The sequence below is a fragment of the Paraburkholderia sp. genome (assembly GCF_035656215.1).
GTDB lineage: Bacteria > Pseudomonadota > Gammaproteobacteria > Burkholderiales > Burkholderiaceae > Paraburkholderia.
Genome location: NZ_DASRSY010000252.1, coordinates 1 through 13452, shown reverse-complemented (window position 1 = coordinate 13452; position 13452 = coordinate 1). Strand labels below are relative to the sequence as shown.

The following is a 13452-nucleotide window of genomic DNA, read 5'->3' as shown; positions in this document are numbered from 1 at the left end:
AGCGAATCGAACAGCACCTGGGCATGCGCTGCATCGCCTGCTTGCGAGAACACGAACAATTGTCGCGCGCATGCCATGGCCCGGTAGCGTTCCGCGGGCATCGGCTCGGGACCCTCGGCGCTGACTGCTTCATACGGCAGCTTCAGCGCGGTGTTGAAACCGGGCCCGCGCCATAGCGGCAGCACCACGCGAGTGAAATGATCACGCAGTGTGGTGGCGAGAGTGATCGTCGAAGCGGGGGAAGGGGTCATGCTCTGCATAGTTCGGTTGGTCAAACGGGTCATTCGAAGCGACGGTGAAATTTGGCTCTTGCTGCGGCGTGGTTGTTGGCGATCTTGCTGCGCTGATGATCGTGGATACTAATTGGCCTGCAATGGGACGGCCCGGAAGCAGTATGACGACAGCCCTGGCAACCCGCGCGGCGGCAGCATACGGCCAAGCTTAAAGCAAACGGCGGTCGTTGGCACTCCATCGCAAGTGAGGAACACGCTTCAAATAATTTCAGATAAGGAGGAAAAACAATGTTGGGGAACCTCGAACTCATTTCCCGTCTGGTGCTGGCCGCTGCGCTCGGCAGCGTCATCGGCTTCGAGCGTGAACGGCTTTCGTGGGCCGCGGGGTTACGCACGCACATGCTGGTCTGCGTTGGTTCGACGCTCATCATGATCGTGTCGGCCTATGGTTTTGCGGAAGTGCTGACTGGCGATCACGTTGTGCTCGATCCGTCGCGGATGGCCGCGCAGGTGGTCTCTGGCATCGGCTTTCTCGGCGCGGGTTCGATTCTGCTGCGCGGCGAAATCGTGCGCGGGCTGACGACGGCGGCCAGTCTTTGGTCGGTCGCGGCTATCGGGCTGGCGGTGGGCGGTGGGCTGTACACGGCGTCGATCGCCGCGACGATCATCATTCTGATCATCCTCGCCGGGATCAAGCCGCTCGAGCGCCGCTTCATCACTGTGAAGCAACGGCGTCAACTGACGATGATCGTCGAGCGCGGCACCATGACGTTCCATTCGCTGCACGACGAACTCGGCGCCGCGAGCCCGCGCGTCAAGCAATTCGTGATGCAACAAAGCGACGACGCGCCGGAGTGTGACGAAGTGATAATCACGTTGCATCGCGTGTCGAATACCGAATATGAGGCGATCTGCTCACGCTTGCGTCAGTTGCACGGCGTCAAGCAGTTCCGGCAGGACGAGACAGCGTCTTAAAAACGGAAAAACGTCGGCGAATGGCTTCAGCAGGGGCGGGCGGCCATGCGACAATGCGGTCTCAAAAAATTCCAACGGCATTGACGAGCGGTGCTCGGCGCCCGCTTCCCGGCGACGACCGCTTTTTTCTCTATGGCAGATTCCGCAGCATCCACGCAGTCCAGGCCTCAGCGCGCCGCTTCGAAGAAGCGGCGTCCGGCCACTGTCTCGACCGAAACTGAAAACAAGCTGGCGCGCGCCGCGCGCTCGGCACAACGTCTCGCGCAATTGAGCGATGCCTCGCGCGACGAAAGCACGCTCGACCTGTTCCCCGACGACCCCACCCGCGCCACGCTGGAAGCGATGAATATCGACGTCCGGCAAGGCACGCTGCATGGCTTTGAATTACCCGATGTCGTGCTGGCAGCGGTTGGCGCGATCGACGCCGACGGCGCGCCGCTAGACGTGAAGGTGACGCGGCGCTTGCCTCGCGCTGGGAAATCCGACGAACCGGCGCCGATGAGTGGGCAATTGAGCGGGTTGGAGACGGACGCCGTGGAGGCTGCGGGGTCGTTTGTTGGCGAGCTGGCTTTCGGGGATGGGAAGTCGGCAGCAGAGACACCGGCCGAAGAGAAGCCGGCGGCATCGGAACGTGACGCGGCCGCGGCCCTCACGCCTGCGATGGCGGCGGCTACCGTTGCGCGCAGCGTGACCGCGCTACGCCAGGCGGCTGAGCCGGGTGCCACGACGACCGATACAGCGGCAGCATCGACCTCGGGCGGTGCCACACCCCCTATGCCGCCGCAGCGCTTTGCGGCGACCTTTGCCAAAGCGACGACGGCTTCGCGTGCAGCGGCTGGTGCCGAAGCCGCGAATGCGGGAGTGGAGCGCGCTTTGCCTTCGTCTTCGTCTTCTTCTTCGTCTGAATCGGAGCCTGAGCCTGAGTCCGGTGCGGCGCGTGTTGCGCCGAAGCTGGCCGCCAAGGTGTCGGGCAATGCGTCTGCATCTGTGGCCGGACCAGCAATCGGGCACGCCAACGTCGCATTCGCCGCGCCCTCGTTCCGGGAAGCCCAACGCGCCGAAGCTGCCGCGGCAGCGTTGCGTGCCGCGCCTGAACTCGACCGCGCGCGCGCGACGGCCTTCGCCGACACCGTCGACGCCCTATATGGCGTGATCGCCGATCAACGCCTCGCCGCGACCGACCATTCACGCCGCGTGAAATGGATGCTGTCGATCGTGGTGGGCGCATTGCTGGTGACGGTCGCGATCGGCATCACGCAGACGGTGCTTCTGATGCGCCTGACGCGTGAAACCACCGCTCAGCAGCACCGCATCGAACAGTTGATGCAGAACCAGCAGGCCGCCATGACCAGCTTGCTCGACACCCACATGGCGATGGCCAATGCGGCGGCGGCCAATGCGGCTTCTAACGCAGCCGCAACCGCGGCACCCCAACCAGCCGCGGCCACCCCAGCCCATAACAAGCGGGGCGCGCGAGCACAGCACGCACACAAGCCGAAAGCAGCCAACTCGCATTGATCCTTAGCGACCACCGCGCCAGCATGAGCTGGCCCCCGGTGGCTCGCTTCGTCGGCACAGCCCACCGGGCGCACACTTCCGCTTTCCCGCTTCCCGCTTCCCGCTTCCCGCTTCCCGCTTCCCTCTCACCTCTCACCTCTCACCTCTCACCTCTCACCTCGCTTCCGTTCCCGTTTCCCAGGATAGGTGCCGTAAGGCATCGTCCGCCGCGGATCCGTCGCAAGCCAAACCTTGCGTTTTACACTCTCGTTGCTGTTGCGAAGCCGGACCGGATACGCCAGCGCATCTTCTGACGGGGGCCACCATGCCGACTAGCGAGCACAAATATTCGATCGAGGATCTGCTAGCCGCGCTTTTGCGCGATCAGGGCATACACGAGGGGCACTGGGCGTTGAATGTGGAGTTTTCGGCGACGGGAGCCTCCGTCAAGCCGCAAGACAATCCCAACCGGACGCGCTGCCGGGGCTGATCGTGTCCGTCAACAACGCGACGCTGATGCGCGCGGAGAGCACCGCGGCAGGCGCCGTCGATGCCGCCGTGGTCAACCCGGACAAAAGTGCGACGAGCGCGAAACCCACGCGCAGCAGGAAGCCGCAGTCAACCACGCTTCAGTAGGCGGAAGCTTCCGACCCTGGAATATAAAAAACGGGGACGTTGTCATGGTGCGACGCACCATGGATAAAAACCCTGTGGCAATACACCACACTCGAGAAATTGTTGCATTGCACTAGCTTTTGCATAGGGAAAACCCTATAATCATTCTTAAGGGAAAACCCTAGCTAATGCAGTAACCAACCGGGAGTCGCCATGAGCTTCATTTTTGCATTGTTCCAAAAGGTCAGCGACCTCTTTGCGTCGCCCCATCTGCCGCTGGATTCGGACTACTCGTACGAAGCGCGTAGCCGTGAAGCAGATCGCATGCGCAAAGCGCAAGCTACGTTGTTCGGCATCAAGCTGAGCGACTAAAAAGCAAAGTTGTACGGCCTGAGCGCGGACCACCGCGCATGGGCGCGCACCTCAAGTGCGCGAACGTCATTGAAGCCACTGCCCGCGAAGCGCGTGCCGTGGCTTTTGTTTTTTGTGCGGTTGCCGCCATTCCCCGTCTTTCAAAATATTTCCTCGCCGAAATGAATGTAACGGTGCCTGACAAGGTGCCGTCCTGCCGTCCAGTTGATCCACCGCGCATGCGCCGCAGGCGGGCGGCGAACACCCAAAAGGCTAGCTTTCATCCGTCCCTTTCTATGAAATGTGCGCTTACAAGTGCTCACTTCTTCATCCGGTTTGCCCAGCTAAAGTTGGTCTCAAGCGTACGGCGTCTGGTCCGAACCCGAAATCGCGGTTCGATGACGACTGAACACGGGCGCTGGCTTAATACAAAAACTTTGTATGGGAGGTCACTATGAAAACCTTTAACAAAACTTCGCGTTCGATTATTGCAACCTTGCTGGCGGGCGGCGCTTTGCTCGCAGCCGGCAGCGCTTTCGCCCAGGAACGGGTGATCGTCGAGAATGGTGCGGGACCGGCGGTTTACGGTCAGCCGCACATGATGCCGGTGGGTGTGTCGATCAACATCGGCTGGCATGGGGATCGTTACTACGACGGCCATCGCTACTGGGCTCATGACGACTGGATGCATCGTCATCCGCACGACTACGATCCGCATCACCACGACGATCGTCGCCCGCCGCCCCCGCGTTATTAATGCGCGCATGACGGCGCCGCCTGACGCGGCGTGAAGTCGACAAAGCCGGTCCTTCCTCACGGAAGACCGGCTTTGTCACGTTCGGTCTTGAAAAGTGCACGCTGCGCTATGCTTGAAAGCTTTCATCGACGGCAGCGGGAGAGCAGCGTGGACAAGGCAGTCATAGGCGTAGTGGGCACGGGGTTGATGGGCGTCGGCATTGCGACGCAAAGCGCATTGCACGGGCACCGGACGATCGTTCACGACGTCGACCCGGCGCGTCTCGCGAGCGTTGCGCCGAAGGCGGAAGCGGTGCTCGACGAACTCATCGACGCCGGACGCATCGATCAGGCTGCCAAACAGGCGGCGCTCGGGCGTATCGAGACACATGCGGAGCTCGACGTCATGGCGTCGGCGCGATTTGTGATCGAGGCGATTCCCGAGGTACTCGAACTGAAGCATCGCCTGTATGCGTCGCTGGCTGGGTTGATGGCAGACGATGCAATTCTCGCGAGCAACACCAGCGGCTTTCCGCCCGATCAACTGGTCGCGCCGTTGCGCGCGAAGGAGCGTTTCCTGATCGCGCATTTCTGGAATCCGCCGCACATGATCCCGCTCGTCGAAGTCGTGCCGGGTACCGCGACCGCGCCGGAAGTCACAGAGCAGACCGCTGCGCTGATGAGCGCGATCGGCATGGAGCCGGTTGTGCTGGCGAAGGCGATTCCGGGCTTTGTCGGCAACCGGCTGCAGTTCGCGGTGCTGCGCGAGGCGTTGAACATCGTGCGCTCGGGAGCAGCGACGCCTGATGTGGTCGATCGGGTCATGAAGGCGTCGCTCGGGCGTCGGTGGGGAATTGTCGGTCCGCTCGAGGGCGCGGACATGGGCGGCCTGGACACTTTCCTCGACATCTCCACGCATCTGATGCCGGAACTCGCCAAAGACGAAGACGTGCTCGATCTGCTGCGTGCGCAGGTGGACGCGGGGCGCGTGGGTGTGCGCAGCGGCGCTGGATTTTATGAATGGGACGACACCCATTTGGCGCGCGTCAAGGCAGGCCGCAAGCAGGTGATTAGTCGCGGTTAATGGCGTTGCACGTACATGGCGTGAATTGGATTATGCAATCGGAATAATCAGGCATTTGAAATGAACAATATGAGAATAAAATAATTTCAAATACTTTCTACAATAATAAAAATGTAATGTTATCGGCGATAAAAAAACTCCTGAATAACCCTAAAGAACTCTCGATACACGCCGTTATTGATCATACGAAAGATGCGGTTTCCTAAAGCCGCGCGAGAAAGACCAACCTGATCGAGAGAGCCCGCAACGAAAAGTTGCGCGAAAACAAGAATGTTTCGGAGTGCACGGGGTAGGAGTGCGAGCCGTGGGAAGCCGCGTCCGCATCATCAACGAGTCAGGCTGATCGTTGTATTGCTGGCCGCCGCGCCTTTAGGCGCGAGTGCGGCGGGCATTGCTATTGATGGCGGAACTGCGACAACAGTTTCAACCGCAGCGAATGGCCACCAGACGGTCAATATCGCGCCGACAGTGGCCGGGGTTTCAAATAACACCTATAGCAATTTCAACGTCGACGCAGCCGGGGCTTCACTAAATAACGTCGGTATTAATGCCCGAACGATTGTCAATCAGGTAACGAGCACCCATCCCAGTGTTATTAGCGGTCGAATCGATGTGCTCGGTTCGCGTGCGAACGTGGTATTGGCCAATCCGAACGGCATTACGGTCAATGGCGGTTCATTCGTCAATACGGGCCGTGTCGCGCTCACCACCGGACACGTCAGTTTCAAGGACACCATTCCGGTAGCGGGCATTCCGGAACGCGACATCGTGCTCGACACCAGTACCGGGACGATCGTCGTCGGGCCGCAGGGATTGGCGAGCGCGCTGATCGGGCTCGATCTGATTGCAAAGAATGTGCAGATCAACGGGCCGCTCACCAACGGCTTCACGTCGCAGACTGCCTACGTACGCGCCGTGGCGGGCAACAGCAATGTCACGCTGAACACGGCGGTTTCGCCGAACGACAACAGCAACGACTGGCTCGCGCTGAGTCCGTCCAACAGCGCGGCCATTGCCAGCTCATTCGCCATCGACATCACCGCCGCCGGCAGTCTGACGAGCGGCCGCGTGCAACTGATCGTCACCGACAAAGGGCCGGGCGTGCGCAGCGCTGGGCCGATGAACGCGTCGCTCGGCGATTTCACGCTGTCGTCGAATGGGTCAGTGCAGTTCTCCAATACGTCGCTGACGGCGCAGAACAATCTTGATCTGCAAGTGCAGGACAGCGTGACGTTGTCGGATACAAAGCTGAAAGCGAACAGTGGTTCGGCGACCTTGACTGCGAGCGGCGCCGTCAGCCTGACGGGCAGCAGCCTGCTCGCCAATAGCGGCATCGACGTGAGTGGCGCGGGCATCGCGCTGGCGCAGGACGCCACGGCGCAATCCGTGATCGCTTCGACCACCAGCGGCGTGGTGCTGACCAGCACCGGCGATATCACCAACGTAGGTTCGCTGATACAAGGCCAGCAGAAGAACACGCTCGATACCGCGTCGCTCGGCGCGGTCACGCTGAACGCCACCGGCAACATACTGAATCAGTCGACACCCACAGGCCTGCTCGGTGTCGTGTACGGTGCGGCGGGCGATGTGTCCGTGACGGCAGGCGGCTCCGTGACAAATCAGAACGCACGCATTCTGTCGAACCAGAATCTGACGATCACTGCAGGCGGCGACGTCGACAACATCGTCGATCATTCGAGCGGTGTGAACGGCGGCGCGCCGGTCAGCTATTCGGACCGTAGCTGGCGCCTGATTTTTGTCGAACATCGCGACGACGGTTTCAATGTCGACTACGGCGCGCTCGCCGATCCGGACAAACTCTCCTACCTCAGCGCCAACGCTGGCAACGTGACCATTGCCGCACAGAACGTTCACAACATCGGCGGCACGATTCTCGCGCAAATCGACCCGAAGAATCCGACCGTCGGCGGTTCGATTTCGATCACCGCGCGCGATCAGTTATTGACGCAGGCCATCTTCACCGGCCAGGCGTCGTTTCATCGAACGTGTTTCTTCTTCTGCAGTTCGAGTTCCTCGAGCAATGTGCAGGGCTACGGCGGCGTGATCCAGGCGAACAATGACATCACGATGAAAGGCGGCACGCAGATCACCAACACGGGTGGCATTGTGTCGGCGGAAGGCACGCTCAAGCTCGACGCGCCGAAAACCCTCGCACAAGCCGTACTTGGCTACAGCGCGATCAATCGCACGCACGATCTGAAGGCATGGTTCGGCAATTCGTGGTCGGCGATTTTCGCGGCCGACACGGGCGGACTGTTCAGCGGCGGCACGGGCCAGGTCGAGCTGACCGGCGAGGCCGATATTGAAGGCGGTTCGTTCAATGCGCCTAGCGGCACCAAAGCAGCTGGCGGCGTGAACACGATTAGCGCGCCGTATCGCGTACCGGTCACGATCGGCAATCACAACCATCTCGGCCTCGTGTCGTGGTTCGGGCTATGAGGCGGGCCATGACCCGCACCATGAAGCGCCGCACGCCCCGGCTCGCGCGTTGTACGCTGGCGATACTCGCCGGCGCGGCAGCGGTGCGCGGGTTCGCGCAAACGCCGCCGGGTTTGCCGAACGCGGCGGCATTGGGCGGCGTGCCCTTCGGTGCGCCCGTGCGGGCCGAACAGGACCCGGCGCAACGACTCCTGCGGGAGCAACGCGATCGCCAGCGGCGCGACGAAATCCAGCAGCCGCCTCCACAGATCGAAGTGCCGCAGCCGACAGTGGTCAATCTGCCTGAAGGCGCAGATGTCGAAACGCTGCCCGACGTCGAGCCGCTGTTCAAGATCGACCACATTGATTTCATCGGCGACACCGTACTCGGCAAAAGTGAGCTTGACAGGATCGCCGCGCCTTTCATCGGCAAGCAGCTCGGCCGTAACCGTATCAACCTGCTGCTGCGCCGTGTGACCGAGGCGTTCATCGCGCGCGGCTACATCACGACGCGTGCGTATCTCGGCGCGCAGAATCTTGCCTCCGGTACGCTGAAAATCAACATCGTCGACGGCAAAGTGTCGGCCTTCACGCTGAATGGCAAACCGCTGCGTCCGCGCGATCCGAACGAGCCGTGGTACACGACACACGGCGGCGGCCTGCTGACCGACGCGGGCACCGCGTGGGCCTTCGGCGACAGCACGGGCGACGTGCTGCGCTTGCCTGACCTCGAACAGGGCGTCGACCAGATCAACCGGCTGCGCCGCAATCAGGCCGAGATCCAGATCATGCCAGGCGAGACGCCGGGCGATTCGGTGGTGGCGATCACCAACCACTACGGCGACCGCGTTTTCTACGACCTCGGCGTCGACAACTATGGCAGCTCCCAAACCGGCACGCTGCGCTATCGCGCCGGTGTCGAAGCGGACAACCTGATCGGTTTGCAGGAATCGCTGTCGTTCAGCTACGTCGGCACGCAGGACAGCAACGCGGTGGTGTTTTCCGCGGCGGCGCCGTACGGCTATCAGACCTTCAGCTACACGACGTCGCTATCCGAATACCAGCAGACCATCAGTGATGTCGCGCTGCTCCAGGGCCGCACATTCAGCCAGATTCTCGGCTGGAACGACGTGCTGACGCGCTCGCGCACCGGACGCACCAGCGTCGACGTGACGCTCACCAAAATGCGCACGGAGCGCAGCCTGAACGGCATCGACCTGGCGCCGCAGGACCTCACAGTGTTGCGTGTCGGCTTGAACGGCTTACGTCGCTTCGTCGCGCAAGATCAGGCCGCGGCCGCGACGTGGGACGTCGGCGTTTCGCAAGGCTTGCCGTGGCTCTCCGCGAGTCATGACGCCCCCGATATCGACGAAGTCGATGCGCACAGCCAGTTCACGAAAGTCGACGGCACCGCCACGCTGCAGATCGCGCTCGGCACGCTGGCGGGCACGCAATGGACCTATCGCGGCACGTTGCGCGGCCAGTACAGCCACGTCGCGATGTTCGGCAACGAGCAGATCTTCCTCGGCGGCATGGATTCCGTGCGCGGCTTTACCGAAGGCGGCATTGCCGGCGACAGCGGCTTCTATCTGCGCAACGAGGCCGCGTGGCAGAACCTGCCGGTCTGGCACGACGCGCATCTCGAACCGTACGTTTTTCTCGACGGCGGCAAATCGCATCTGATCGCGCAAGGCGGTTGGCCGACGCTCATGGGCACCGGCATCGGCGCACGCGCGCAATGGCGCTACAAAACACAAACCGTCACTAGCGAGGTGCTGCTTGGTCAGGCCTTGCTGCAACCCGCAGCGCTGGGGAAAAAAGCCACCGTGCTGCTTGCCACACTCAACTGGTCACTCTGAAGAGGTTCACATGAAACATCGTCCGATCGCAGCCAGGATTCGCAACGCCACGTTGATCGCCACGCTCGGTCTTGCAGCCGGTTTGCTGCCCGCAGCGCATGCGGCCAACAAGCCCACGGCAAAACCTTCGGCCGACAAGGCAGCGGATGCCATCGGTGGTCCGCTGCCCGCCAACGGCGTGGCGCGCGTGAACAACGTCGTGATTACGCAGGATCAACTCGACCAGGCCGTGCGTGCGTTGAATTTGCCGGATACGCCCGCGTTGCGCGCGTCGGTCAAGAATCAGATGATCGCGCGTGAACTGTTCCGCCAGGCTGCCGAGAAGCAGCATTACGAATCGCGTCCGCAAGTCGTGGCCGCGGTCGAACAGGCGAAGACGGCCGCGATGACCGCTGCGTATCTGCGCGATCAGGTGAAGCCCACACCCGTCACCGATGCCGATGTGAAGGCGAAGTACGACGCGATCGTCGCGACCCTCGGTGACAACGAATACAAGCCGAGCGCGATCGCGGTGAAAGATGCCGACACCGCGCAAACGGTGCTCACGCAACTGAAGAAGGGCACCGACTTCGCCCAACTCGCGAAGCAGTACAGCCAGGGCCCGGGCGCGGCACAAGGCGGCGCGATGAACTGGGTTTCGTTCAAGACGCCGATCCAGCCGGGTAACACACAGAACTGGCCGCAGCCGCTCGCCGAAGCGCTCGTCAAGTTGCCGCAAGGCGGCGTGTCGAGCACGCCGGTGCAAATCGGCGATGCGTACTGGATTCTGCGCGTCGACGAAAAGCGTCCGACGCAGATTCCCCAATACGACCAGATCAAGGATGCGCTGCGCAAACAGCTCGAACAGGTCGCACTGGAGAAAGCCACGGCACAGGTCGTGGTCGATCTGATGAAGAACGCGCGGATTCAGCAGCAGTAAGAAGCCTCGCTTTCGCAGAGGCGCAGCGGACGGGGTGAAACCGCTGCAACGCCGTTTCGGGGTGGTCGCCCGGAACGGCGCAGAAGAAGTGCAGGAAGTGCAAGAAGAACCAAAAAAAACGAGAGCACCATGAACGCGTCCACACGCAACGCTTTACGACAACTCGAGCAAAACCGTCAGGCACATGACGAGCGGCACGATCGCGGCATGCAGCCCGCGCGGCTGCGCTGGTCGGTGCCTATGCCTGCGCGTCCGTATCGCGTGTGGCAGCGCGCGGTGTCGGCGTTGGTCGCATTGACGCTGTTCGCCGGACCGCTTTCGATCACGTTTGAGCAAAGCCGCGACGCCGCCGGGGTGCTTGCTTCCGGCAGCCATCGTCTGGACGACGAAGCATGGCAACGCATCATCGATCTGAGCGCCGTGCGTATCCGCTTTGCGATGCAAATGGCGCAGGCCGCGCCGATTGTCGATCCGACCGCGCCGATCACGTTTCAACCGAAGATCACGCAAACCACCGGCGCGGGTGGCGGCGTGCCTGTCGTGAACATCACCGCGCCGAATGCGGCGGGGATTTCGCTCAACAAGTATCAGAGCTTCAACATCGACCCGGTCGGGCTGATTCTGAATAACAGCCTGATGGCCGGTACGTCGCTCACCGGCGGCGATCTGCAGGCGAATCCAAAACTCGTGGGCCGCACGGCGAGCGTGATCGTCAATCAGGTGACGTCGACAGGCGCCGCGTACGCGAGCTTGCTCAATGGGCCGCTCGAAGTGTTCGGTGCACCCGCCACCGTCATCATCGCGAATCCCAACGGCATTACGACCAACGGCACGGGGTTCACGAATACGATCGGCGTCACTTTATCGACCGGTACGCCGCAGTTTCTAAGCGACCTCAAAGGCACGGTCACCGATTTCAATAGCGCGCAGGCGGTCGGCTATAGCGTGACCGGTGGCCATATTCAGATTGAAGGCAACGCGGGCGTGAATGGGCCCGGTGCCGGTATTGAAGGCACGGTCGGCACGATCGACCTGATCGGCGAAACCATCGGCATCAATGCACCTCTGTATGCTGGCTCGCGGATCAACGCGATTGCCGGGCGGCAGTTCGTGCTGCCGTCGGCGGTGAGCAGTAACGGCACCCCGTATGCGACATCGGCGAATGGTTCGGACAACTCGGCCAGCGCGATTAATAACGCCAATGGCCACGCGAACAACGGTCTCGCCATCGACGCCACTGCGTTCGGCGCGATGACCGCCGGTCAGATCCAGGTGATCGGCACCGCAGCCGGGATGGGCGTGCGCACCGATGCGCAGATGGCGGCGAACACCGGCGATCTGCTGCTGTCGTCGAACGGCGATCTGACGGTGAACGGCTCGGCCGCGCAACAAAAGGCCACGCTGCAGGCGAGCGGCAATCTGTCGCTGACCGGCGCGCACGTCGGCATCAGCGGCTACACGATCAATGCGAACGGCGACGTCACGTCGACTGGCACGATTCAGACCGGCGGCAAGCTCACCGTCACGGCGGGCGGCAACGTCAACGTGGCGAATGCGCAATCGAACGGCGACACGGTGGTCACGGGCGGCGCGAACGTCACGCTTGGCGACGTGCAAACCGGCGGCGCGCTCGCGGTGACGGCACAAGGCAACGATGAAACAGGCGATATCAACCTGAACGGCACGTCCGTGATGAGCGGCGCGACAAGCTTGCAGGCCGCGCGCGATATCAACGTGAACGGGCAGACCAATGGCAGTACGTTGCAGGCGACGGCGCAACGCAACGTCAACGTGAACGGCGCGTTGCAAACGTCGAGCGATCTCGGCTTGGCGGCGACACAGGGCAGCGTGACGACCAACGGAACCGTCAAAAGCGGCAATAACCTCGCGCTGGCGTCCGGTCAGAACACGAATGTGGCGGGGCAGGCCACGGCGCAGAAAGCCGTCACGGTGTCGGCAGGCCAGGACTTCTCGGTGAGCGGATCGCTCGCCAGCGGCACGACGCTCGCGGCCAACGTTGCGCGCGATATCTCGGTAGCGGGTTCGCTGCTCGTTGGAACTGATGCGCAGGTGAGCGCGGGGCGCAACCTCGACGTTCCGGGCGTGGTCATCGTGCAGCAGGATGGCGTGCTCAATGCGCAGAACAATCTCACCGGCAACGGATCAGTGGCGTTCGGCCAGAACGGTACGTTGACGACGGGACAGGACGTCGCTTTCACCGGCAAGCTGCTTGCCAATGGTCTGCAAGTGACGGCGGGCAACAACGCGAGTCTCGCCGACGTACAGGCGGGCGGCGCGTTCAACGTTGCGGCGAACGGGATTACCAGCAACCCAGCGGGTGGCGGCGATGTGACGTTCAACGGCAACGCGGCTTCGGTTGGCGCGGCGAACGTGCAGGCGGCGCGCGATGTGGTCGTCAACGGTACGCTGGCGGGCGGCTCGCAGATCACGCTGACGGCACAGCGCAACGTTGCCGTGGCCGCAGCGGGCACCGTGCAGGCGGTCGGAGATCTGTCGGTCGCAGCGGTGAATGGCAGCGTGAATTCGAGCGGCACGTTGAATGGCGCGGCGAACCTCATCGTTAGCGGTGCGCAGGATGTCGCGTTGACGGGCGCGACGAGCGTAACCGGCGATACCACTTTGACGGCAGGGCATGACCTGACCATCGGCGGCACGCTGGCGGGGCAGGGGGCGGCGACGCTCAGCGCGGGGCACGACGTAATCGCGGGCGGCAGCAGCGGCTTC

At 62.3% G+C, this 13452-nt stretch carries 10 protein-coding genes and 1 pseudogene; 9 read left to right on the top strand and 2 right to left on the bottom strand.

Translation table 11 applies throughout. The annotated features are described in order from the left end of the window. A pseudogene (locus VFE81_RS14260) lies at positions 1-260 on the bottom strand (N-acylglucosamine 2-epimerase); the annotation flags it as partial. 261 nt (positions 261-521) lie between these two features. Here VFE81_RS14260 and VFE81_RS14255 point away from each other — a divergent pair. Both VFE81_RS14255 and VFE81_RS14250 read left to right on the top strand, forming a co-directional pair. Continuing rightward, the gene (locus tag VFE81_RS14255; protein ID WP_325045216.1) at positions 522-1208 is read left to right on the top strand and encodes an MgtC/SapB family protein; all 687 of its coding nucleotides are present in this window, start codon (positions 522-524) and stop codon (positions 1206-1208) included. A gap of 132 nt (positions 1209-1340) precedes the next feature. Continuing rightward, positions 1341-2726, top strand: a complete 1386-nt coding sequence (locus tag VFE81_RS14250) for a hypothetical protein (RefSeq protein ID WP_325045215.1) — start codon at positions 1341-1343, stop codon at positions 2724-2726. A gap of 425 nt (positions 2727-3151) precedes the next feature. Here the strand turns inward: VFE81_RS14250 and VFE81_RS14245 are convergent, their stop codons facing one another. Beyond that, positions 3152-3331, bottom strand: coding sequence for a hypothetical protein (locus tag VFE81_RS14245; RefSeq protein WP_325045214.1), 180 nt, complete (start codon positions 3329-3331; stop codon positions 3152-3154). Between the two features lie 202 nt (positions 3332-3533). Here VFE81_RS14245 and VFE81_RS14240 point away from each other — a divergent pair, with 202 nt between their 5' ends. The 7 genes from VFE81_RS14240 to VFE81_RS14210 form a co-directional block, all read left to right on the top strand. Then, positions 3534-3692 (top strand): hypothetical protein, encoded by a 159-nt coding sequence (locus tag VFE81_RS14240; protein ID WP_325045213.1) that lies wholly within the window; start codon positions 3534-3536, stop codon positions 3690-3692. 433 nt (positions 3693-4125) lie between these two features. Continuing rightward, complete coding sequence (locus tag VFE81_RS14235; RefSeq protein ID WP_325045212.1) at positions 4126-4428, top strand: hypothetical protein; 303 nt, start codon at positions 4126-4128, stop codon at positions 4426-4428. Positions 4429-4536: 108 nt separating this feature from the next. After that, positions 4537-5490: a 3-hydroxyacyl-CoA dehydrogenase family protein gene (locus VFE81_RS14230; RefSeq protein WP_325045211.1), complete on the top strand. Its 954-nt coding sequence runs from the start codon at positions 4537-4539 to the stop codon at positions 5488-5490. A gap of 270 nt (positions 5491-5760) precedes the next feature. Next, positions 5761-7950 (top strand): filamentous hemagglutinin N-terminal domain-containing protein, encoded by a 2190-nt coding sequence (locus VFE81_RS14225; protein ID WP_325045210.1) that lies wholly within the window; start codon positions 5761-5763, stop codon positions 7948-7950. Between the two features lie 8 nt (positions 7951-7958). Continuing rightward, a complete protein-coding gene (locus tag VFE81_RS14220) occupies positions 7959-9788 on the top strand; it encodes a ShlB/FhaC/HecB family hemolysin secretion/activation protein (protein WP_325045209.1) in 1830 nt (609 codons plus the stop codon). A 10-nt stretch (positions 9789-9798) separates the two neighbouring features. Then, on the top strand, positions 9799-10707 hold the full coding sequence (locus VFE81_RS14215) for a peptidylprolyl isomerase (RefSeq protein ID WP_325045208.1): 909 nt from the start codon (positions 9799-9801) through the stop codon (positions 10705-10707). Between the two features lie 129 nt (positions 10708-10836). Next, positions 10837-13452: filamentous hemagglutinin N-terminal domain-containing protein (locus VFE81_RS14210; protein WP_325045207.1), on the top strand; the 2616-nt coding region annotated here is incomplete at its 3' end.

Bases quoted from the DNA above. Each gene is read 5' to 3' on its own strand.
- VFE81_RS14255 (WP_325045216.1), top strand. From the start codon at position 522: ATGTTGGGGAACCTCGAACTCATTTCCCGTCTGGTGCTGGCCGCTGCG.
- VFE81_RS14250 (WP_325045215.1), top strand. From the start codon at position 1,341: ATGGCAGATTCCGCAGCATCCACGCAGTCCAGGCCTCAGCGCGCCGCT.
- VFE81_RS14240 (WP_325045213.1), top strand. From the start codon at position 3,534: ATGAGCTTCATTTTTGCATTGTTCCAAAAGGTCAGCGACCTCTTTGCG.
- VFE81_RS14235 (WP_325045212.1), top strand. From the start codon at position 4,126: ATGAAAACCTTTAACAAAACTTCGCGTTCGATTATTGCAACCTTGCTG.
- VFE81_RS14230 (WP_325045211.1), top strand. From the start codon at position 4,537: ATGCTTGAAAGCTTTCATCGACGGCAGCGGGAGAGCAGCGTGGACAAG.
- VFE81_RS14225 (WP_325045210.1), top strand. From the start codon at position 5,761: ATGTTTCGGAGTGCACGGGGTAGGAGTGCGAGCCGTGGGAAGCCGCGT.
- VFE81_RS14220 (WP_325045209.1), top strand. From the start codon at position 7,959: ATGACCCGCACCATGAAGCGCCGCACGCCCCGGCTCGCGCGTTGTACG.
- VFE81_RS14215 (WP_325045208.1), top strand. From the start codon at position 9,799: ATGAAACATCGTCCGATCGCAGCCAGGATTCGCAACGCCACGTTGATC.